Genomic DNA, 19,105 nt, shown 5'->3' on the forward strand with positions numbered 1-19,105 from the left:
GCCGGCATTCGGCTCCGGCCTTGGTCCGTGCAATGCGCCGCCGCTATGACTACCGCGCGGAGACCAGCGCGTCCCAGGCGAAGCTGGCAAGCCAGTGGCTTGACATGAACTCCTCCGTGACGACCGAACTCAGGCCGGCCGAGAGCAGCGGCTCCAGCGCCTCGCCCAAGACATCCACGGCGTTGGTGGCGCCGCCTGCCGCCAGGGCTTTCCGGATGCGGATGATCTGGCCGGCACGCGTGAGATTCAGTCCATTGAGGTGGGCCAGGTAGCCGTCGGACTCATCCGTCACGGTGGCCTTGGCCAGGATGTGGGCATCCGCGGACAGGCCGGGCAGGAATGCGTCAAACCAGCGGGAAAAGTCGTCGGCCGCCAGTACCCGCACCATGAGGTCAGCCTCGCTGAGGCCTGCGGACAGGAAGTCCTGGCCGCTCAGTTCCCACTCCCCCGGCCATCCGGCGTCGTTCCTGAACCAGCGCAGGGCGGCCTGTTCGCATACTGCCGCGGCGTCACCACGGCCCAGCAGGCGGAAGGAATCCAACATCATGCCCAGTCCGAAGGCGGCGTTCGTGTGCAGTCCGTGGCGTACCGGGAACTCGGCTTTGGCTGTCCAGCCGGCCACGAGGGATGCCGCGATGTCCACCAGCGGGTCCAGGGCGGATCCCCAGCGGAGGACCTGCTCATCCTGAGAGCTTGCGGCAGTGGCGGCCAGGCGCACCAGCCACGCCCAGCCGTACGGGCGCTCCCAGCTGGGGTTGGCCAACAGGTAGGCGCCCTCCACCGCCAGGTTTTCCGCCGTGAGGTTGGCCTCCAGCGCGGTCCGCAGTGCCGCGTCCCGCCCGGCGTCGAGACCGTGCTCAAGCAGGCTCACGCCCAGCCAGGTCATGTGCACGCAGGAATGCCAATCGAAGGACGTATGGAACGCCGGGTGCAGTTGCTGCGGGCTGGGGCGGTCCGTCAAGGACTTTTCCACATGGTGCGAGGCGTAGGGGTATGGCCTGGACAGGTTCTCCAGGACGATATCCGCGTATTGCTGGGCGAGTGTGTCCATCTCGACGGAAGCGTGGACGGTGGTGGCATTCATGCGTTCTCCTTGCGTTTCGGATGCAGGCTAGTTGAAGCCCAGGAAGTACATCAGCCCGACGTTGGCGCCCAGCAACGGGATGGCGGTCGGGATCTGGGCCTTGATCACGCCGTATTTGTTTTTCATTTCCAGCAGCGCCGACGGGACCAGGTTGAAGTTGGCCGCCATCGGCGTGCAGAGCGTGCCGCAGAAACCGGCGAGCATGCCGATCGCGAAAATGATCGCCGGGGTGCCATGGAAGGTCTGGACCAAAACCGGCCAGCCGATGGCGGCAGTCATGATGGGGAACGCGGCAAAGGCGTTGCCCATCAGTACCGTGAAGAGGAACATTCCCACGGAATAGACAAGGACCGCGGCGAGCAGCGAGCCTTCGGGCAGCATGCCCTTGGCCAGAGTGCCGACGGCCGTACCCACGCCGGCCTTGGTGAACAGGATGCCGAGGGTGGAAAGCATCTGAGGCAGCAGCGCGGCCCAGCCGATCGATTCAAGAATGCGGCGCCCCTCGAATACCGGGGCCAGTTTCTGCTTGGGGCGCAGGAGCACCACCGCGACGATCGCGGCCACCACGGCGCCCACGGCCAGCGCCACGAGCGTGGTGTTGCTTGGATCGAACAGCGGCTGGCCGCCGACGTTCAACACGGGAGCCAGCAGCACGATGATGACGGTGACCACGGGCAGGGTCAAGGCCGGAATGAACAACTTGTTGCCGAACTTGGCAGCGGACTCGGTACGGCTGTCCACGCTGGTGGTCTTGGCTCTGCCGTCACCCAGCAGACCGGTGCTTGCCAGTGCGACGAGGACCAGCACGGCGATTCCGAGGACCCACGGCGGCGCCGTGCCGGCCTGGACCCAGGTGCCATAGAAGAAACACAGGCCCAACAGGCCCCAGAAGGTGGAGCTGCCCCAGCGTTTGGGGTGGCTCGTGTCCCGGGCGATCAGGAATGCCCAGGCGACAAAAAGCAGGCCTATCAGCCAGAATACGGCTTCAACCTTGATCATGCGTTTCCTCCGGCGGTGACGGTCTGCAGGGTCTTCTCTTCCTCTACTGAGCGGGCATCCTTGTCCAGCTGCCGGTCGAGGCGCAGCAGGCGGAAGCCGTGGATCAGGAAGGCGATGATTGCGGTGGGGATGGCCCACACGGCAAGCTCCAGCGGCTCCAGGTGAAGGCCATAGGTGGTGTCGACAAACGTGGTGATCAACAGGATGGAACCGACGGCGACAAAGATGTCCTCGCCGAAGAACACGCCCACGTTGTCCGCGGCGGCGGAGTGTCCCTTGATCTTTTCCTTGACCTTCTCTGAAACCGTGCCGTAGCGGCGGAGAGCGGCGCCTTCCGCCATCGGGAAGACGAGCGGACGCACTGTCTGGGCATGGCCGCCGATGCTGTTCAGACCCAGCGCCGCCGTACCTTGGCGGACGAGCAGATATCCGAGCAGCACCCGGCCGGCCGTCAGCTTGGCCAGCTTGGAGATCAGCGCTTTGGCCTGCTCCTGCAGACCGTAACGCTCGATGATGCCGATCACCGGCAGCACCACGACAAAGACAGTCACGGAACGGCTGCTGGCAAAGCCGGAGCCGAACGCATTGAGGATTTCGAGTGGAGACAGACCGCCGAGGAGGGCTGTGACGATGCCGGAGACTGTGACAACGATCAGTGGGTTCAGGCGGATGGCGAAGCCAACGATCACCAGCAAGACCCCGATGAGTACGAGCATATTTATCCGTTCCCGCATGGGCCATGGCCGGTCAGCGGTCGATTGTAGTTGGTGAGGCACGGCCAACGGCCTGTCGCGGATCAACTTTCCACGGATAGTGGTGCCCATCACTGTGACCAACAGCATATGCTTTTGTTCAACAATCTGACAAGGCGTCCGGCGCGGCGGATTTAATGGCGCTCCCGCCGGTCCGCGCCGCACACATTCGGCCGGCCGCGCCACGCAACTACAGCTACCGGGCCATTGCCGCCAGCAATTGGGCCTCCGCACGGTCCAGGTACTGGCGCATGAACTCCGCCGCCGCGGCGTTGTCCCCGGAGGCCACAAGCTCGATCAGGCGCAAATTGTCGGCCAGGTAGGGTTCATGGAAGGCGGGATCGGACCCCATCGCGTGGAAAACCAGGCGCATCTCGGCCAGCACCTGCGCCATGAGTGCGTTCAGCCGCTCGCTGGCCGCCCGTGCCACCACGGCGCGGTGGAATTCCTGGTTGGCGGCTGCCATACCGGGAATATCCCCGCGGGATCGGGCCATTTGGCCCGCAGCCACAATGTCGCGCAGCTCGTCGACGGACGCTGGAGCCTGCCACATGATGGCGGCCGGCTCGAGAAAGCGCCGCACACGGTATATCTCGCGGACGTCCTCCGCGCTGGGCTGGGCGACGAACACGCCCCGGTTCGGAATGCGGGTGATGATGTGTTCGGCATGCAGGGCCGTGAAAGCCTCGCGCAGGGTATTGCGGCTGACGCCGAGCGCCTCGCCCAGGGCTTCCTCGGACAGTTTTGTGCCCGGGGCTAGCTGGCCGGCCGAAATCCGCTGGCGCAGCTGGGCCGAGACCCACAGGCCGGTGTGGGCATGGGTTGCACCCCTGGCCAGCTGGCGCAATTCTTCCAATACCGCCTCAAACGTCATGACCACCAGCCTAGGCCGCTCTTCGAAGCCGGGAGCACAGCACAATGCACAGCCCGTGCCGCAACCCTGGCAGGAACCATCCGCGCCCTGTTGTCGTGCGGCAGCACGGCCGCCGCCACCTTTCAATCCCCTACGTCGGCCCGCAGGCCGTCGGCGGGGGTCTGGCCGTTCAGCCGGTCCTGCAACCGGGCCACGGCGTGTTCCGCCCAGACTTCCGCGCCCGACGCCGAACCCGCACCGGGGGCCAGCACATCGAAACCCGCGGGCTGCAGGGTGTCCGAGAAGACCAGTTGGGCCACGCCGCGCGAGTCGAGTTCTGCCATCGCCGCGAGGTCGCCGGGGTTGCGGTCCGCCGGCACTGAGCCGAGGATGACGCCGTCGGCCCCGCCGGAGAGCATGAACTGCCGCCAGCTTTCGCCCAGGAGGATGACCGGCTGGTAGCCGTGGCGCGGCAGGATCCGTGCCGCGGCGGTGGCCAGCGCCCGGTCCCAGGAGTCGTCGAGATCCGTGATGGCCACGGCCACGACGTCCGTCCGTCCGCGCCGCATCCCGCGGGCCGCTCGGTTGGGAACGTAACCGAGTTGGCGAGCTGCGGAGTGCACGCGGTCCTGGGTGGGCTGGCTGATCCGCGTGGTCCCGCCGAGCCGGCCGGAGAGCACGTAGGAGACGGTGGTCAGGGACACCCCTGCCGCCTCCGCGACGTCGCGGATGGTAGGCGTGGATCCTTGCCGCACTGGTTGCTCCCGGGTAGTTCACCGCCGCGAAGCCGCGGCGGCCCTGAAAATGCCGTCCTGCGTTGAACTTTAGCCCGAAGCCGGCCGCAGATTCTTGGTGAAGGCCAGCGGGCCAATGCTTTCCGGATCCGCTTGAATTCGGCCGTCTGCGGACCACGACGCCGGAACGCGCCGCCGGCCACGGACTCACCGCCCTCCCGGACGATCAGCAGCGCCCCGCCGGGATCCGCGAATTCGCCGGCCGGGTACCGGTTGAGCTCCGCCGCCGCGGCTCCCCGGCCGAGGAGGTGCCCGTACCGGGTGTCGTATTCCGTGGCCAGCTCGGCCAGGAGCGGCCGCACGCGGGGATCGCTCATCGGCAGGTTCAGCACCGTCAGTCCCGGCGCCGTTCCGGGCGCCGTTTGAGAAGCCGTTTCGGGCGCTGTTCCGGGCGTGGTCCGGCGCGCGTGATCTCCGGCGAGAATCGTCAGGATCCGACGGGTGAGGGCATCGTTTTCGCGGAAGGGTGCGGCGTTGGTGCCGGGCCGGGCGAACGCCCCGGCGCCCCAGCCGGAGGTTCCCGGGCCGACGCCGAACAGCCTCGGCTGCAGCTCCCCCACGGGGTTGATCAGCTCGTGGCGATCCGAGACGAGGAGCCACCCCGTGGAGTGCAGCCCGTCCGCGCGCAGCAGCTGCTGCGCGGCGCCCATCCCCGCGCGGTGCAGCTGGCGCAGCAGCGGATTCGCCGAGCGCTCCACGGACGGCGCCGGCAGCCGCGCCTCAATGTAGGCGGTGGCCGCCACGGAGACACCGGAGCCGGTGCTCCCGGCGCCGGAGCCGGTACCCTCAGCCCCGGAGGAACCCGCGGAGCGGGCCACGAAGCGGCCGGTTTCCTCCTCCGCCGTGACCTGCAGCCCCGGGCCGAGGAACCGCAGGACCCCCGCCCGGTGCAGGGCCAGCATCTCACGCAGCCGGCGCGGCTGCAGTTGGCGGTCTGGCAGCAGAACCTCTGACAATCAAGGAACCAGGCACGAAGAACCCCCGCCGGATGAGACTCCGGCGGGGTTTGGCCGCCTCCGCTAGCCTTCCCTAGCCCGGATTTTCGCTGGCCACTTGCTCCAAGAGCCTGGCTGTCGGCGGTGCCGCCATCAGCGGCTCCATTATCTCCGGGTTATTCCACACCTGGGCGCGCAGCCGCTCCAGAAACGCAGCCGCGGCGTCCTTCGTGTCGAAGTCCAGGTGCACGTCCACATTGTTTTCGTCGTCGGTGTCCCGAAGTACCCGGATCGAGCGGGCGCCCGAGGCGGCACGGCCTGCGGGATCCTTATCGAACGCCTGCTTCCATGCGGCGTAGTCTCGGACCGGATAACCTACCTGCAGCGTGAACATCCTTAATCCTTCCCTCGATTGGGTAACCACCATAGAGCGAGCGGCGTCCATCTGGATAGGGCCGGAGGACTCTCCCGGAGGACAACAGCAATGCGGGGTCACCTCGCGCCCATGATCTCCTTCGGGACGGACGCGATGCGACCCCGCGTTGGTCTTCGTTGCCCTCCGGCGGGGATTCTTTGGGCCTGAGTGCTGCTACTTCTTGGGCAGACCCGCGGGGTTCAGCTCGGACTTCGTCACGGCCTCGGAGCTCAGGCCCCAGCGGTCCAGGATCTTGGCGTAGCTGCCGTCCCCGATCAGGTGGTTCAGCCGGCCGCGGCGGCAAAGCCGTTGCCTTTCTTGGTGGTGGCGGCCATGCTGGCCTTCAGCGGCCAGCCGCCGTCAACGAGGCCCAAGAGCTTCGTCTTGGCGTCCGAGGCGGCCTTGAACCCTGCCGTGGCGTTGGGACCGAAGGTCAGGTCCGCGCGGCCGGACGCCAGGGCCAGCCGGGAGGCCGAGTCCTCGCGGTCGGGACGATTTCCGCTTCCAGCCCCAGCGATTGGGCCAGTGCGACGGCGATGTCCACCTCGTTGCCCACCGGCGTCTTGTTGTCGGTCGCGTACACGGCCAGCGGCGCGGCGAAGGGGCTGACGGCGACGGTCAGCTTGCCGTCCTGCTTGATTGCTTCCGGGACGAGGGCTGCGGCTTCCGCGCTGGCGGTGACCTTCACCCGGTCCTGCTGGGGCGAGAGGTTGAACTGTTTGACGCCGGCGGACACGGCCGTCGCAGCCGGGTTGGCGCCGGCGGCAGCGGACGCGCCGGGATCGGAGCAGGCCGTCAGGCCCAGCAGGGTGGTGGCGGCAAGGGCCGCGCTGACGCTGGATATGAGCGTGGTTCTGGACATGTTCTCCCCTTTGGAAGTTCCGGATTGGTGCTGGTGCCAGCAACTATCCGGCGCCCCCGGAAGCGGGTCAAAGCGCCGCGAAACCAAGGGATATCGGAGGTCACGGCGCTTCATGAGGGGGTCTCGGGGATGAACCACGGAGGCCCAGTGTTACCCAACATTGCCCAGCGTGACGCGGCAGGAAGAATTTCTGCGCGGCGGGGCGCTGCTGGCCTAGCCTGCTAAGTAAGCCCGCGGATCACAGGAGGTGTCGGACTTGCCCAAGACCACGCGCCGGACAACTCACCGGCTCATCATCGATGCCCCAGGCGAGCTGATCTTCCGCATGCTGCGGGACTCCTTGCACTGGCCGTATCTGGACGGACTCACGGTGTACTCCGAGCGGGTCAGCGGTGACGAGTCCAGCCATGAGCTGCGGACCTCCGTGGTGGTCAACGGCTCCCTGAGTTCGAGCCACTGCCACTGCGTTTTTGATGCCTCCGAGCTCCGCGCCGAGTTCCGTCAGCTCGGACTGGAGGCTCCACTGCTGCGGCTCGACGGCGGCTGGGCGATCCGTCGTTCCGAGGGGTCCTCCGAGGTCACGCTGGATCATGAGTTCGAGGTGGACAATGATGCCGGGGAACTCGCCGAGCTGATCCACCGGACCATCGATGAGTACAGCCGGCGTGAACTTGAGGCGCTGCGCGTGAGCTGCGAACGCCTCGCACTGCTGCTGCGGCAGCACTCCGCTCCGCCCTCCCCGGCACAATCCGCCACTCGAGAGGCGTAGCGTTCAGTCATGCCAGAGGACAGATACACCACCGAGCGGGACGGCTTCGGGCGGCTCCTTGCCGACCGCGTGATCTGGCGGCAGGCCGGGACCATTCCGGCGGCCGGCGAGCTGACCGCGCGCTGGCTGGAAGGCAGCAGCGAGTACCAGCCGGGCACCTTTGCGCCGCGCTTCGACGACGAAACCCGGGCGATCGCCGTCGGGCTGGCGGAGCTGAACCGCAACGGGCTGTTCACCAAGGAATCACAGCCGGGAGTGCTGACCGAGGAACACGCCCAGCGCGCCTACGTGACGGGATTTTGCAGTGTGGAGTCAGCGGCAGCACTCCTGGAGCTGTCCGGCCGGACCGATCTGGTGACCGTGGCCCACGCCCCCGGCGAAGCCAGCCAGGCGTCCATTCCCGTCACCCTGCGGGACGGCGAGGTGGTGACGGTGCTGGGCAGCAGCGAGGGTCCTGTCGGCGACGATCAGCTCCGCGACTGGTCCCAGGAGGCCAATGAGAGCCTGGCGCTCGTGCTGGCAGACGCCTGGTACGTCGAGGTCTTCGACCCGGTCTGGGGACGGAACGGCGTGCTCCTGCCCGCGGTACTCGAGGCGCTGGCAGGCGGGGAGCCCGCAAGCCAATAGCCGGCTACGGCGTGTCCCCACCGATGCTGGCGGCCTCGTCCAGGGTGTGGGGCTCGAAGTGTTCCAGCAGTTCGCGCATGGCCTCCACGCCCTGCTTGTACATGGCTGATGCCCGCCATTGCTCGATCTGCTCGATCGATTCCCACGGCCCGGTGCTGATGAACCGGTTGGGCACGTCATGGTCATGCATCAGCACTGCCTTGGCGTGCGGGAAATCTTCCTTCGTCTTCCTGGCCAGATCCCGCCAGGCCTGCACGAAATCGTTCTCGCGGCCTGGGTGAACCAGCCAGATTCCAAGCGTATAGACCGACACGTCGACCGCCTCCATTTTCTGCCCGGGGTTGATACGCCCGATTATGGGCCTGTCCCCCGGGCGGCGGTAGGGTCCAACTGCCCGGCGGCGTCCCCGTCCCCACAAAAACGCGGGTCCATGCGGGTGCAGCCGGTGCGCTGTCACTCGGCCAGGGTGGGCAACCGTCGGGACCACTCCTCGGAGTTGAGCTGCGCCGCGACGAACACTGCCAAGTCATTACGGCTCAGCTTCCAGCCTCCTCGAGGGTTCGACCCGCCGGAGATGCGGATGTCGCCCCGGGCTGGTCCGTCGTTCAGGTAAGAGGGGCGCGCAATCGTCCAGTCGAGCTCGCTGGCCCGGAACATGTCTTCCATGACCTTCACGTCGGTGTAGAGATCGTTCATAAACAGAGGGATCAGGATGCGCCGGAACCACAGGCGGAAGGCCTTTGTCATCGCGGACTACGCCGCCCGAGGAGACCACGATCACCCGTGTTCCGGGTGCCACTGCTCCGATCACCGCCCGGGCGGCATCGGAGTACACGGAGCCTGACTCACGCCTCCTGATCGCCAGACGGCTGACGGTGGATCGCCGCCGCCATCATGACGACCATAATCACGACGACGACGATTACTTATTCGTTCCGTGGACGGTATAATTCAAGCATGGTTCTAAGTCCAGCCGAGGCAGCTCTGCGCCTCAAGATTTCGGCACGCCGGGTTCGCGCCCTCCTTGAAGAGGGCCGAATCCCCGCTCAGCGTGTCAGCGGACGCTGGATCATCGACGAGTCTGACGTCAGCCGGTACCAGCCAGGCAGCCCCGCCGGGAGGCCTCTCTCTGAACGAAGCGCCTGGCAACTGATCCGCCATGCCCGGAATGACCTCGCCCATGGCTTAGCCAGCCATGATCTCGCGCCGGTCGAGCGTCACCGACTGAAGCAGCGCCTCAATCGCCTGCAGGAATCGCCCGACCCGTTGAGTCTGCTCCGCTCCATGTTGTCCAAGCGCGCCGAGAAAGCTGAGTTCTCCTCCAGCCCCGCAGACCTCGCGGAACTACGGGAGGATCCGCGGGTCCGTCCCTCCGGGGTTTCCCACCCGGATTCCGGGCTGCTCTCCAACTCGGAGCTCGAGGCGTATGTCAGCCGAAAAGACTTCGAGGCACTGGTCCGCGACTGGTTCCTGGTGAAGCCACGCGCCGGCCAACGGCCAAACGTGGTTCTCCACGTCGCCGAAGAAGTCCCCGATAAACTCCCGTCCCTGCTGGTGGCAGCTGATCTGGCCGAGCGGCCAGGCGTCCGCGAACAAAATTCAGCCCTCGAAATCATCAGGAGAATCCATGTCGATTGACCTTCCCGCTATGCTCACCGAACAGCAGGAAGCTTGGCAGGCTGTCTTCGAAATCCACTCGGCCATGCCACACGGGTGGGTCTTGGTTGGCGGCCAGGCCGTCTACCTTCATGCGATCGAGCGCAGCGCCCCGTTCGTCCGGCCGACCAAGGACGCCGACATGGCCTTGGACATCCGGGCATACCCGACGATGCTCCATGACTTCACCGCACTCCTGGTGAAGCTCAACTTCGAATCCGCAGGCGAATCCCTCGAAGGGCACCAGCATCGCTGGTTGCGCGGAGACGCCATGGTCGACGTCCTCATCCCCCGGTACCTGGGGGAACGCGCAGACACCGGCCGCGGCGTCACCGGCGGCACCACGATCGCGGCACCGGCCAGTCAGCAGGCCCTGGACCGGGCAGAAACCGTCGACGTCGTCGCCGGTTCAGCATCAGGACAGGTCAACCGTCCGACGCTGCTCGGCTGCCTAATCGGCAAAGCTGCGACGCTGACCATCATGGATGATCCCGGGCGGCAGCGTCACATCACCGACTTCCTCACCCTCGCGGCCGTCGTCGGCGCCACAGACCTCCGCGGCGTCAACTATAAGCCGGCTGAGCGAGGCCACCTCGCCAACATGCTCGGCCATCTGGCCATTTCCCCGCAGCACATGGGCCTTGTTCCGGAGGGTGCTCCCGGGGTCGAACGACTGCGCATGTCACTGAGGTGAGGCCAGTCGGTGCGTCCGTAGGCGTTGGCGGCTATTTGGTGCTATACCCCTTGGACACGCGTCGGTTTCCGTTGCCCGCACCATCTGCCATTTTGATCACCAGCCGCCTACGCCAAGGGTGACCGATGCCAAGAGCGGTCTGCATAGTAGCTCTGCCGGTTCTCGGCGGTCAGCGCCTCTTGCGCCCGTGCGGCAGGCGGCACGCGCATCTGGCGGGATACGAAACTCTCACACATGCGTGTCTAATACGACCGATTCCGCTACAACCCGGCCGGCCCGTTCAAAGGATCCTGGGAATCGCCCGGGCCCCTGCGGTAGCTCCAAGCGGACGCTGCTTTATTTCCGCGGCGGTCTGATGCAAGCGGCGCACAGCACAATGGACGACATCCAGAGGGCGCCGGCGGGTCCGACCGGCGCGGCGAGCAACCCGGCGGCCGCCGGCAAGGCAACTTGCCCGAGTCGATTACCAAGCAATCTGAGCGCCAAGGCTGCCCCTCGCGACGCTGGTGGAACAGCTTGGCTGATGAGTGTCATCGTGATCGGTTGTCCCAAGCCCAGGAAAAATCCGCCAATGGCCAGCGAGGTCCCTGCCAGCACGGGATTCTCAAAGACCCATGGCAGAAATGCCAACGTGATGCCGGCACCCGCGAGGCTGGAGGTGACCAGCCCGGTTCTGCTCCATCGGGCGAGCAGCACCGGCAGGAGCAGACGCGACGAAATCGAGGCGGCTGCCCGGATGGCCAGCAGGACGCCGACGCCTGCGGGTGCGACGCCCTTCTCCTCACCCAGGAGTGGGAGGAACGCGACGATGATATCGGTGGTCGCCAGAAGGGCAAGGCTTGCCACCATGTTGGTTTTTACCGTTGGGATGCCCAAGAGGGAGGCCGTCGACGCCGGCGCGGCCTTCGTTGACGCTGCGGACGCCTTGTGCTCATGTGCTGGTTTCTTCGCCGAGGCGCCGAAGGCGACGGGAATGGCCAGCACCGAGATTGCACCGGCGAGCATCAGTGCCGTGTTGGCGTCCGAGAGTCGGGACCCGGCGGGCACCCCTGCCGCCGACCCCATCGATAAGCCCGCAATGAGAGGGCCAAGCAGCTGGCCCAGGGAGAAGGCCGCAGTGAACCAGCCGAAGGCGGCGTCCATTTGGCCCAACGGGACAAATCTGGCGATCGCGGACTGCCCTGCGATCGTGAAACACAGGTGGCCAATGCCCAGTACCGCGCTGGCTATGCCGACCAGGAGCAAGGACGGGGCCGCGGACAAGAGGAATGGCCCGGCTGCCAGGAGGATCGTCCCGACGATGACAATGCCTTTGAGTGATGCACGGCGGTCGGTGACTCTCCCAAGCCACAGCGCTACCGCCACCGGGAGAATCGCGTACGAAGCAGAAGTCAACCCGACCGTCACGGAGTCTCCGCCGAGAGCGAGCACCTTATAGGAAATCAGCGGCCGTGCCAGATTGAGTGCAATCTGGCAAAGGATCGCGGATGCGATCAGCATCCATAACCACCTGCGCGGCTGCCTTCTCGTCACAGTTTTCCTTTCATCCGGCCAGGAACCGCACTGTAGGAGGTTCCATTCACAGCGGTCTTGACGCCACCGGAAATCAGCCGCTAATTCTCGCAACCTTCAGAAGTGTACTTTGGAAGGTGTTCGTCGCCCGCCCTGGCGGCGCCTGCGACCAGTCGATGTCGTGCAGCATGATCGCGAGAAGCACGACGGCGGCCTCGGCCTCCGGGGGCGCGCACGGCAATGGGCCGCTTCCGCCCAGCGGAAACGGCCCATTTGAGCCACGAGAAAGCTACCCGATCGGGGCCAGCACGTCTCCCGCCGCAACCACGCCGCCGGACTCGGCGCGGACGTCCGTGACGGTCCCGCCGCGGTGCGCGGAGACCTGGGTTTCCATCTTCATCGCCTCGAACCACGACGACCGGATCCTTTGCCGTATCGGCCCAGTCGTCCAGCTGGTCTGCGGGCCACTGCCATGAGAATCCGCCATTTGAACCCGACGTCGACGGTGAAGGTGCCGCACTCATCCTCGGGTGCGTAATGCGGTCCTGTTCAGACCCTATTGACGCCCTGCGCTCCCCGTGACACCATGTGAGCAGTTGTGATACCGGTATCAATCTGTATCGCTGCCGACTTCTTATACGACGAAAGGACCGCCCGTGCTTGGCTTCAAAGAAGAGGAATTTCTCACCCAGACCCGCAGCGCACTCGCGCTGCAGGGACAGATTGAACAGTTCGTAGACGCGGTGCGGGAACGGGGTTTCGAGAATCTCTTCCTCATCGGTGCCGGCGGCACATACGCGGCCATGCTCCCCTACGAGCACCTCATCCGCTCACGCTCCACGTTGCCTGTACGCGCGTCGATTGGCAAAGAGCTCATGTTGACTGCTGACCCTACTTTCGGGCCCGGCTCCGTCGCCGTTTTCGCTTCCGTTTCCGGAACAACAGAAGACATCATCGAGGCTATCGACTTCGCCAAGGCCAAAGGCGCTTACACAGTAGGTTTCACGGGATTTGCTGACAGCCCGTTTGCCAAGGCACTGGACGTAGTCATGATCACCGAGCCCAAGACCTGGCCGTTCGACATCCCCTTGCTGCTCCTGAGCACCCGCCTGCTCGCTGCGAGAGGTGAGTTTGAAGGCTATGAAGAGCTTGCGGCGGAGTTGCAGACCATCCCGGAAATCCTCGTTGACGTGGCCCGCCAGGCCGAACCGCTAGCGGAAGAGTTCGCCGAAAGGAACAAGGATGTGGACTATCATTTCCTCGTCGGCACCGGGAACCTTTGGGGATTGACCTACCTTTACTCCATGTGCATCCTCGAAGAGATGCAGTGGCTCCGGACTACCCGAGTCCACGGCGCCGAATTTTTCCACGGTTCCCTGGAACTGATCGAGGAAGACACGAGTCTCATGCTTTTCCTGGGCGAGGACGAAAGCCGGCCGCTCATGGAGCGGGTAGTCAAGTTCGCGGAGAACTACAACAAGAACACCACCCTGCTGGACACCAAGGACTACGAACTGGCCGGGATCAGCCCCCGGTTCCGTGGCCTGTTGGCCCCCTTGGTCCTTGACACCGTGGTTGACCGGATCAGCAAGCACCTCGAGCGGGTGCGCAACCACTCGCTGGAACTACGCCGTTACTACCGCGTCGTTGAATACTGACAGAGAGACCGTTGCCGCACCCCCGTCTCCGGGGCATGGCATCCAGCGCTGTGGGCCCGGCAGCCCCGGGCCCGCAGGCGTCGAGACAGGAAGAGCATGAAAGTAATCGGCTTCGGGGACAACATTGTGGACCGCTTTCTTGACCGCAAGGTCATGTACCCAGGGGGAAACTGCGTCAACTTTGCAGTCCTGGCGCGCCGCCTCGGCGTCGAATCCGCCTATCTCGGCGTCTTCGGTTCCGATCCGCTGGGTGCCTTTGTCCGTGCCGCCATACACGACGCGGGAGTAGACGTTAGCCGTTGCATGATCCGTGAAGGCCCCAACGGCGTCACCGAAATCAAGGTCGTTGACGGAGACCGGATATTTCTAGGCTGGAACGACGGAGGCGTGACCACAAGTCAACCGTTCACGCTGGAGCCGGAACACCTCGACTACCTGGCGACGGCTGACCTAGTGCATTCCAGCGTCTATTCTGCGTCCGAATCGCAGCTTCCGGCGGTCCGGGCTACCGGGGCCCTGGTCAGTTTTGACTATTCCTCCGAACCGGAGCGGCGTACCGACCACTATTTTGGGCAAACGGCCCCTTTCGTCGACCTAGCCTTGCTCTCCCTTGGGGGTCAGCCCCTTGAAGCTGTAGAACGGGAGCTGCGGCGGGTAATCGCGGCTGGCGCCGCCCTTGCCGTGGGGACTAGGGGGGCGGCCGGGGCCGTGTTATTCGATGGCAACGAATTCTTCACCCAGGAGGCCGGCGGCACGGACGCCCGACGGTTCGCAGACACGATGGGCTGCGGTGATGCCTTCTTGACCGGACTGGTCGTGAGCCTGCTCAAAGCTGGCTGGACCCGGCACTCCCCGCCATCCCACGGCTGCCTGCGGGAAGCTCTCGCCTTCGCGGCCGGCACTGCTGCCGAGCAGTGTTATGTGGAAGGCGCCTTCGGATACGGACGGCCCGTCGTCGCACCAACTAGGATCTGATGCAGGAATAAACCAATCAGCCGGAATCGCAGCAGCGGATTCCAGAAAAAAGAAGGGGACTGGATGCCGTCGGACCACCAGCACCACGAGGCGACTCCGACCATCACAGACGTTGCCGCAGCCGCCGGAGTTGGCAGAGCGACGGTCGCCCGCACCCTTGGAAATTACGGCTCAGTTAGCGATGCTACCCGTGCCAAGGTGATGCTCGCCGCGGAGCGCTTGGGCTACAAACCCAACACCTTGGCTCGGAGCATGACCACGGGTATCACCAAGACACTCGGAATCGTCCTGGCAGACGTCGCCAACCCGTTCTTCTCCGGCGTCCTCAAAGGAATTTCGGAAACAGCCAAGCTGGCCGGCTACGATGCCATCATCCTGAGCACCGACGAGAAGCTGGAGCGGGAGCGGGACGCAATCGGCGTCCTGCTCGCCAAACAGGTTGACGGCTTGGTGGTGGCTTCGGCCGCGGGTCGGAGCGACGACGTCTCGCACCTTTCCAACGCAATGGAGCGTGGAATTCCGGTCGTCCTGATCGACCGCCTCGTTGACAGCCTTGACACCGATTCAGTGGTGATCGACAACCGCGACGCAGCCCGATCCGCCGTCGGTTCCCTTATCCGGAACGGCCATCGGCGGATTGCCTTTGCCTGGGGCCCGGTGACCCTCAGCCCGGCAACCGATCTGGAGCAGATGCACCGCATCCTCGATGAGGCCCTTTGGAGCGACGGCGAACGCCTGCGCGGGTACCTCGACGCGCTGGAAGAAGCCGGGATACCATTCGACACTGCCTTGGTGACCCATGTCTTGAAAAACGAAGGACAGGCTACCCGTGCTGTCAGCGGCATGCTGGCACTCGCGGATCCGCCCACCGCGGTCTTTGCTACCGAGACCGAGGCCACCGTGGGCGCCCTTCATGCACTACGGGCCCGAAACCTGCGGTTGCCGAAGGATGTATCGCTCATCGGCTTTGATGACAGCCCGTGGGCTGCCGTCATGGAACCGCCGCTCACCATGATCCAGCAGCCTATGCGGGAGTTGGGGACGGTGGCCGCCCAACAACTCATAGCCCGCATCAACGGCGACACTTCTGCCCCGACGAAGCACGTTTTGCCCTCGACGCTGATGGCACGATCCTCGGACGGGCCCGCGCCTGCTGTACCCGGCAAATAGAAAATTCCCCTTGTAAATCCAGTCTGAAACCCTTCCCCCTCAACTGAAACCATGATTCACTGTGGTACCGGTATCACTAATCCCAACATTCCAGCAGCGGAGGCTGGCCCCGTATCCAATGGAGGGTAGGGGTGCCGCTCCAGATCGTGAAGCCCAGGCTGATCAGCCACCGAGCGAAAGTAGACAACGATGCGCAAAAGCACCCACTTGATGACGGCTATTGTGGCAGGCGCCGCCCTGGCACTGGCAGGTTGCGCGGACGGCGGAAGCCAGACCGCCGCGCCCCTCGACCTCACCAAGAAGCCTGAGTATTCGGGCACCCTCAGCATCCTGACGAAGTTTGGCGGCGATCCCCTTGAGCCGTACTTCGAGGACTTGGCCGCCGAGTACAAGAAACTGCACCCAGACGTGTCCTTCGAGCTTATTCAGGAGACGGATCAGAGCATCAAGGACAAGACTAAGACTCTCACCGCATCCTAGGCACTGCCGGACGTCTTCTTCACCTGGGCGGGTAACTGGGCGAACAACTTCATCGACGGCGGGCTTGCTGCCGATCTCACCCCAGCCATTGCACCCGGCACCGAGTGGGGGGACAAATTCGGGGAATCGGCACTCAAGGCCTTCGAAAAGGACGGAAGCTACTTCGCCGTCCCGTTGTACAACAACGGCAAATTCATGGGCTACAACCAGAGGATCTTCCGGGAACTGGGGCTTACCCCGCCGTCGACCTTCGACGAACTAATCTCCTCCTGCTCGGTACTCAAGGGTGCCGGCTACGAGCCCATCGCCTTTGGAAACAAGGACGGCTGGCCCGGACTGCATTACCTGCAGCAGCTGTTCGCCTACGAAGTACCCGCCGATGTACTGAAAGCCGATTTCGACCCGCAATCGGCCAAGCTGGACGACCAGGGGTACGTCAAGGCCATGGAGCAGTTCACCACCTTGGTCAACGAATGCACGGGTAGCGGCAAGGATTCAAACGGCGTCCTGTACACCACTGCGCAGCAGGCTTTGGCCGAAGGCAAGGCCGGGATGTACTACCAGGAGATCCTCGAGTTCGACACCACGGCATCTGACGAATCCCGATTGAAAAAGGACGGGCTCGGAATTTTCAAACTGCCCGCCGCCTCGGACGCGAAGGGCGACACCAAAGCCATTGAGGGTTCTCCCGAGGGCTACATCATCAATGCGAAGTCCAAAAACGCCGCCCTCGCTGCAGACTTCATGAAATTCGCCACGAGCACACAGAACGCCGCGACACTCTCGGCCCCGCCGTACGGCCAGCCCAGTGCAGTAAAAGGCGCCGTCTCGGAACAAAACTCCACTGGTCCCGTTGTCGAGGGCATCAAACAGGTGAACGAGGCGTCGGACTCCATCATTTGGCTGGACTCGGTGACTGTTCCCGCCGTCGCTGATGCCTGGCTGGCCGGCGGGGAAGCCCTAATCGCCGGAACACAAGGCCCCGAACAGATTCTTGCTTCGGTGCGCTCTGCTTCCAGCGCAGTCAAATAGCGGGCAATGCCATGACAGTTTCCCATACCGCGCGGAGGCAGGCAGCGGCGCCCTCGGTGCCTGTGTCCGCAGGACCTCCCGCGGACCGCCCCGCGAAGAAGGCTTCGTCGCCGCGTTGGCACAACCTGGTCTGGGTGTTTCCCGCCGTCCTGTTGTTGTGCGTCTTCGCTTACCTACCGCTCGAGCAGAACCTCGGTTTCAGCCTGCTCAAGTGGGACATCTACAGCGGACGGCAGACCTTTGTGGGTGCGGACAACTACATCAAGATGTTCAATGACCCCATTTTTTGGAAGTCGCTGCTCAACAACACTCTCTACGCCGGTATCTCGATCGTTTTCCAGGTGTTCGGGGCACTTATTCTGGCTGCCATGATCGAAGGGCTTCGCAGTGAACGGTGGCGCGGGATCCTTCGGGCCGTCTATTTTGTCCCTTCCGCGATATCGCTCACCGTCGCGGGCCTGCTGTTCTACTTCATCTACGAGCCGCGAATGGGCATCCTGAATGCTGCCCTTAAGTTCCTGGGACTTGGCAACTTCACCCAGGCCTGGCTTGGCCAGGAGAACACCGCGATCTTCGGCATCATCGCCATGAGCCAATGGCAGGGTTTTGGCTACTGCACCTTGCTGTTTGCCGTCGCGCTGCAACGGGTTCCCACGGAACTGTATGAGGCAGCCTCAATCGACGGCGTCGGTCCGTTCCGGCGATTCTTTTCCATTTCTCTGCCGCTGGTGCGGGAAATGAGCAGCCTCATGATGATCGTCACGGTGTCAGGGGCCTTCCAGGTGTTCAACGAAGTCATGGTGATGACGACCGGGGGTCCGAACAACTCCAGCCAGGTCCTGGGCACGTGGCTCTACCGAAGCGGGTTTGTCCGCAACGACTTCGGCTACGCGGCTGCCATTGCCACCGCGGTATTCATCATCACGCTGGTGCTCGCGGTACTTCAGCTCCGGATATCCAAGCGTAGGAGGGTCGAATGGTAACGCGCACGTCTGTACTCATTGTTCTTGGCCGGGTCTTTGTCCGGGCATTCCTATTGGCCCTCGCCGTCGTGGTCATTTATCCGTTGCTGTGGATGCTGCTAAACGGCATGAAGTCCAATGCAGAACTGTTCTCTAACCCGTTCGCTCTCCCAGTCGCCTGGCGCTGGGAAAACTATGTGACGGCTTGGAATCGGGGAGTGGGAGACTATCTCACGACGAGCGTTCTGGTCACTGTAGCGTCCACTATTGCCACGGTGTTCATCAGCGCCTGGGCGGCCTACGGATTGACGAAGGTCCGCATCCCCTTTAGCCGCACTGTACTGATCCTTATCCTGGGCGGACTGATGCTGGCGCCCACGGTGGCCCTCATTCCTCTGGTGAAGATGTTCCAGGCGATGGGCCTCTACAACAGCTTCTGGGCGCTGCTGATCCTGTATACGGCCTTCCGTGTTCCGTTTACCACCTTCCTGATCCGGGCATACATGATGGACCTGCCCGCGGAAGTGGATGAGGCCGCCGCGGTGGATGGAGCGTCAAAGTCGCGGGCGTTCTGGCAGGTCATCCTACCCATGTGTCGGCCGATCATCGTTTCCACGGTCCTGCTGAACATACTCTTCACCTGGAACGAGTACCTTTTCGCGATGATCTTCACGAGTGGCGGAGCACTGCAGACCCTTCCGGTGGGCCTCACCAATCTCATGTCCAAGCACGGCACGGACTATCCGGTGGTCTTCGCGGGCATGGTGATAGCTGCCCTTCCGGTGATCGTCCTCTTCTTCGCTGGCCAGCGGTACTTCATCCGGGGCCTGGCCGACGGCATAGGGAAGTAGCTGTTCAAGGAGCCCCTCCTGCGGG

At 64.2% G+C, this 19,105-nt stretch carries 21 protein-coding genes and 2 pseudogenes; 11 read left to right on the forward strand and 12 right to left on the reverse strand.

Annotation, left to right across the window (positions count from 1 at the left end):
• Positions 1 to 49: 49 nt before the first annotated feature.
• From ABIB26_RS00905 to ABIB26_RS00945, 8 genes and pseudogenes are all read right to left on the reverse strand, one after another.
• A complete protein-coding gene (locus ABIB26_RS00905; protein ID WP_354238716.1) occupies positions 50 to 1,084 on the reverse strand; it encodes a DUF2891 family protein in 1,035 nt (344 codons plus the stop codon).
• A 27-nt stretch (positions 1,085 to 1,111) separates the two neighbouring features.
• The gene (locus ABIB26_RS00910; protein WP_354238717.1) at positions 1,112 to 2,083 is read right to left on the reverse strand and encodes a DUF979 domain-containing protein; all 972 of its coding nucleotides are present in this window, start codon (positions 2,081 to 2,083) and stop codon (positions 1,112 to 1,114) included.
• Positions 2,080 to 2,799 carry a DUF969 domain-containing protein gene (locus ABIB26_RS00915; RefSeq protein WP_354238718.1) on the reverse strand — a complete coding sequence of 240 codons (720 nt, stop codon included), beginning with the start codon at positions 2,797 to 2,799 and terminating at the stop codon, positions 2,080 to 2,082. Before ABIB26_RS00915 ends, ABIB26_RS00910 begins: the two co-directional genes overlap by 4 nt.
• A gap of 232 nt (positions 2,800 to 3,031) precedes the next feature.
• On the reverse strand, positions 3,032 to 3,709 hold the full coding sequence (locus ABIB26_RS00920; RefSeq protein WP_354238720.1) for a GntR family transcriptional regulator: 678 nt from the start codon (positions 3,707 to 3,709) through the stop codon (positions 3,032 to 3,034).
• 122 nt (positions 3,710 to 3,831) lie between these two features.
• Complete coding sequence (locus ABIB26_RS00925) at positions 3,832 to 4,392, reverse strand: LacI family DNA-binding transcriptional regulator (protein WP_354238721.1); 561 nt, start codon at positions 4,390 to 4,392, stop codon at positions 3,832 to 3,834.
• Positions 4,383 to 5,402: pseudogene (locus ABIB26_RS23720) on the reverse strand (hypothetical protein); the annotation flags it as partial. The pseudogene ABIB26_RS23720 and the gene ABIB26_RS00925, both read right to left, overlap by 10 nt.
• Positions 5,403 to 5,511: 109 nt before the next feature.
• Positions 5,512 to 5,811 (reverse strand): NIPSNAP family protein, encoded by a 300-nt coding sequence (locus ABIB26_RS00940; protein WP_354238723.1) that lies wholly within the window; start codon positions 5,809 to 5,811, stop codon positions 5,512 to 5,514.
• Between the two features lie 195 nt (positions 5,812 to 6,006).
• Positions 6,007 to 6,694 (reverse strand): annotated as a pseudogene (locus tag ABIB26_RS00945) (transporter substrate-binding domain-containing protein).
• A 256-nt stretch (positions 6,695 to 6,950) separates the two neighbouring features.
• On the opposite strand from ABIB26_RS00945, the gene ABIB26_RS00950 reads away from it, so the two are divergent.
• Entirely contained in the window at positions 6,951 to 7,463 is a 513-nt protein-coding gene (locus ABIB26_RS00950) for an SRPBCC family protein (protein WP_354238725.1), read from the forward strand.
• A 9-nt stretch (positions 7,464 to 7,472) separates the two neighbouring features.
• Positions 7,473 to 8,090, forward strand: coding sequence for a DUF6919 domain-containing protein (locus ABIB26_RS00955; protein WP_354238727.1), 618 nt, complete (start codon positions 7,473 to 7,475; stop codon positions 8,088 to 8,090).
• 4 nt (positions 8,091 to 8,094) lie between these two features.
• Here the strand turns inward: ABIB26_RS00955 and ABIB26_RS00960 are convergent, their stop codons facing one another.
• Both ABIB26_RS00960 and ABIB26_RS00965 read right to left on the reverse strand, forming a co-directional pair.
• Positions 8,095 to 8,403, reverse strand: coding sequence for an antibiotic biosynthesis monooxygenase family protein (locus ABIB26_RS00960; protein WP_354238728.1), 309 nt, complete (start codon positions 8,401 to 8,403; stop codon positions 8,095 to 8,097).
• A 140-nt stretch (positions 8,404 to 8,543) separates the two neighbouring features.
• Positions 8,544 to 8,837, reverse strand: coding sequence for an NAD(P)-dependent oxidoreductase (locus ABIB26_RS00965; protein WP_354238730.1), 294 nt, complete (start codon positions 8,835 to 8,837; stop codon positions 8,544 to 8,546).
• Between the two features lie 210 nt (positions 8,838 to 9,047).
• Between ABIB26_RS00965 and ABIB26_RS00970 the strand changes: the two genes are divergently transcribed.
• Positions 9,048 to 9,728: a helix-turn-helix domain-containing protein gene (locus tag ABIB26_RS00970; RefSeq protein ID WP_354238732.1), complete on the forward strand. Its 681-nt coding sequence runs from the start codon at positions 9,048 to 9,050 to the stop codon at positions 9,726 to 9,728.
• Positions 9,718 to 10,440, forward strand: a complete 723-nt coding sequence (locus tag ABIB26_RS00975) for a hypothetical protein (RefSeq protein WP_354238734.1) — start codon at positions 9,718 to 9,720, stop codon at positions 10,438 to 10,440. The genes ABIB26_RS00970 and ABIB26_RS00975 overlap by 11 nt, the downstream gene beginning before the upstream one ends.
• Positions 10,441 to 10,776: 336 nt before the next feature.
• Here the strand turns inward: ABIB26_RS00975 and ABIB26_RS00980 are convergent, their stop codons facing one another.
• Both ABIB26_RS00980 and ABIB26_RS00985 read right to left on the reverse strand, forming a co-directional pair.
• Positions 10,777 to 11,940 carry an MFS transporter gene (locus ABIB26_RS00980; protein ID WP_354238736.1) on the reverse strand — a complete coding sequence of 388 codons (1,164 nt, stop codon included), beginning with the start codon at positions 11,938 to 11,940 and terminating at the stop codon, positions 10,777 to 10,779.
• A 301-nt stretch (positions 11,941 to 12,241) separates the two neighbouring features.
• Positions 12,242 to 12,346, reverse strand: coding sequence for a biotin/lipoyl-containing protein (locus tag ABIB26_RS00985; RefSeq protein WP_354238738.1), 105 nt, complete (start codon positions 12,344 to 12,346; stop codon positions 12,242 to 12,244).
• Between the two features lie 262 nt (positions 12,347 to 12,608).
• On the opposite strand from ABIB26_RS00985, the gene ABIB26_RS00990 reads away from it, so the two are divergent.
• The 7 genes from ABIB26_RS00990 (at position 12,609) to ABIB26_RS01020 (ending at position 19,080) form a co-directional block, all read left to right on the forward strand.
• Positions 12,609 to 13,610, forward strand: a complete 1,002-nt coding sequence (locus tag ABIB26_RS00990) for an SIS domain-containing protein (RefSeq protein ID WP_354238740.1) — start codon at positions 12,609 to 12,611, stop codon at positions 13,608 to 13,610.
• 96 nt (positions 13,611 to 13,706) lie between these two features.
• On the forward strand, positions 13,707 to 14,585 hold the full coding sequence (locus tag ABIB26_RS00995) for a PfkB family carbohydrate kinase (protein WP_354238742.1): 879 nt from the start codon (positions 13,707 to 13,709) through the stop codon (positions 14,583 to 14,585).
• Positions 14,586 to 14,648: 63 nt separating this feature from the next.
• Complete coding sequence (locus ABIB26_RS01000) at positions 14,649 to 15,755, forward strand: LacI family DNA-binding transcriptional regulator (RefSeq protein ID WP_354238744.1); 1,107 nt, start codon at positions 14,649 to 14,651, stop codon at positions 15,753 to 15,755.
• A 189-nt stretch (positions 15,756 to 15,944) separates the two neighbouring features.
• The gene (locus ABIB26_RS01005; RefSeq protein WP_354238746.1) at positions 15,945 to 16,235 is read left to right on the forward strand and encodes a hypothetical protein; all 291 of its coding nucleotides are present in this window, start codon (positions 15,945 to 15,947) and stop codon (positions 16,233 to 16,235) included.
• Positions 16,236 to 16,238: 3 nt separating this feature from the next.
• Positions 16,239 to 17,267: an ABC transporter substrate-binding protein gene (locus ABIB26_RS01010; protein WP_354239272.1), complete on the forward strand. Its 1,029-nt coding sequence runs from the start codon at positions 16,239 to 16,241 to the stop codon at positions 17,265 to 17,267.
• A gap of 11 nt (positions 17,268 to 17,278) precedes the next feature.
• A complete protein-coding gene (locus ABIB26_RS01015) occupies positions 17,279 to 18,250 on the forward strand; it encodes a carbohydrate ABC transporter permease (RefSeq protein WP_354238748.1) in 972 nt (323 codons plus the stop codon).
• Entirely contained in the window at positions 18,244 to 19,080 is an 837-nt protein-coding gene (locus tag ABIB26_RS01020; protein ID WP_354238749.1) for a carbohydrate ABC transporter permease, read from the forward strand. The genes ABIB26_RS01015 and ABIB26_RS01020 overlap by 7 nt, the downstream gene beginning before the upstream one ends.
• The last annotated feature ends 25 nt before the right edge of the window (positions 19,081 to 19,105 follow it).

Source organism: Arthrobacter sp. UYEF20 (assembly GCF_040546335.1).
GTDB lineage: Bacteria > Actinomycetota > Actinomycetes > Actinomycetales > Micrococcaceae > Arthrobacter.

Excerpts from the sequence above, each read along its gene's own strand:
- ABIB26_RS00905 (WP_354238716.1), bottom strand. The coding sequence starts at position 1,084 with ATGAATGCCACCACCGTCCACGCTTCCGTCGAGATGGACACACTCGCC.
- ABIB26_RS00910 (WP_354238717.1), bottom strand. The coding sequence starts at position 2,083 with ATGATCAAGGTTGAAGCCGTATTCTGGCTGATAGGCCTGCTTTTTGTC.
- ABIB26_RS00915 (WP_354238718.1), bottom strand. The coding sequence starts at position 2,799 with ATGCTCGTACTCATCGGGGTCTTGCTGGTGATCGTTGGCTTCGCCATC.
- ABIB26_RS00920 (WP_354238720.1), bottom strand. The coding sequence starts at position 3,709 with ATGACGTTTGAGGCGGTATTGGAAGAATTGCGCCAGCTGGCCAGGGGT.
- ABIB26_RS00940 (WP_354238723.1), bottom strand. The coding sequence starts at position 5,811 with ATGTTCACGCTGCAGGTAGGTTATCCGGTCCGAGACTACGCCGCATGG.
- ABIB26_RS00955 (WP_354238727.1), top strand. The coding sequence starts at position 7,473 with ATGCCAGAGGACAGATACACCACCGAGCGGGACGGCTTCGGGCGGCTC.
- ABIB26_RS00965 (WP_354238730.1), bottom strand. The coding sequence starts at position 8,837 with ATGACAAAGGCCTTCCGCCTGTGGTTCCGGCGCATCCTGATCCCTCTG.
- ABIB26_RS00970 (WP_354238732.1), top strand. The coding sequence starts at position 9,048 with ATGGTTCTAAGTCCAGCCGAGGCAGCTCTGCGCCTCAAGATTTCGGCA.
- ABIB26_RS00975 (WP_354238734.1), top strand. The coding sequence starts at position 9,718 with ATGTCGATTGACCTTCCCGCTATGCTCACCGAACAGCAGGAAGCTTGG.
- ABIB26_RS00980 (WP_354238736.1), bottom strand. The coding sequence starts at position 11,940 with ATGCTGATCGCATCCGCGATCCTTTGCCAGATTGCACTCAATCTGGCA.
- ABIB26_RS00985 (WP_354238738.1), bottom strand. The coding sequence starts at position 12,346 with ATGGAAACCCAGGTCTCCGCGCACCGCGGCGGGACCGTCACGGACGTC.
- ABIB26_RS00995 (WP_354238742.1), top strand. The coding sequence starts at position 13,707 with ATGAAAGTAATCGGCTTCGGGGACAACATTGTGGACCGCTTTCTTGAC.
- ABIB26_RS01000 (WP_354238744.1), top strand. The coding sequence starts at position 14,649 with ATGCCGTCGGACCACCAGCACCACGAGGCGACTCCGACCATCACAGAC.
- ABIB26_RS01005 (WP_354238746.1), top strand. The coding sequence starts at position 15,945 with ATGCGCAAAAGCACCCACTTGATGACGGCTATTGTGGCAGGCGCCGCC.
- ABIB26_RS01015 (WP_354238748.1), top strand. The coding sequence starts at position 17,279 with ATGACAGTTTCCCATACCGCGCGGAGGCAGGCAGCGGCGCCCTCGGTG.
- ABIB26_RS01020 (WP_354238749.1), top strand. The coding sequence starts at position 18,244 with ATGGTAACGCGCACGTCTGTACTCATTGTTCTTGGCCGGGTCTTTGTC.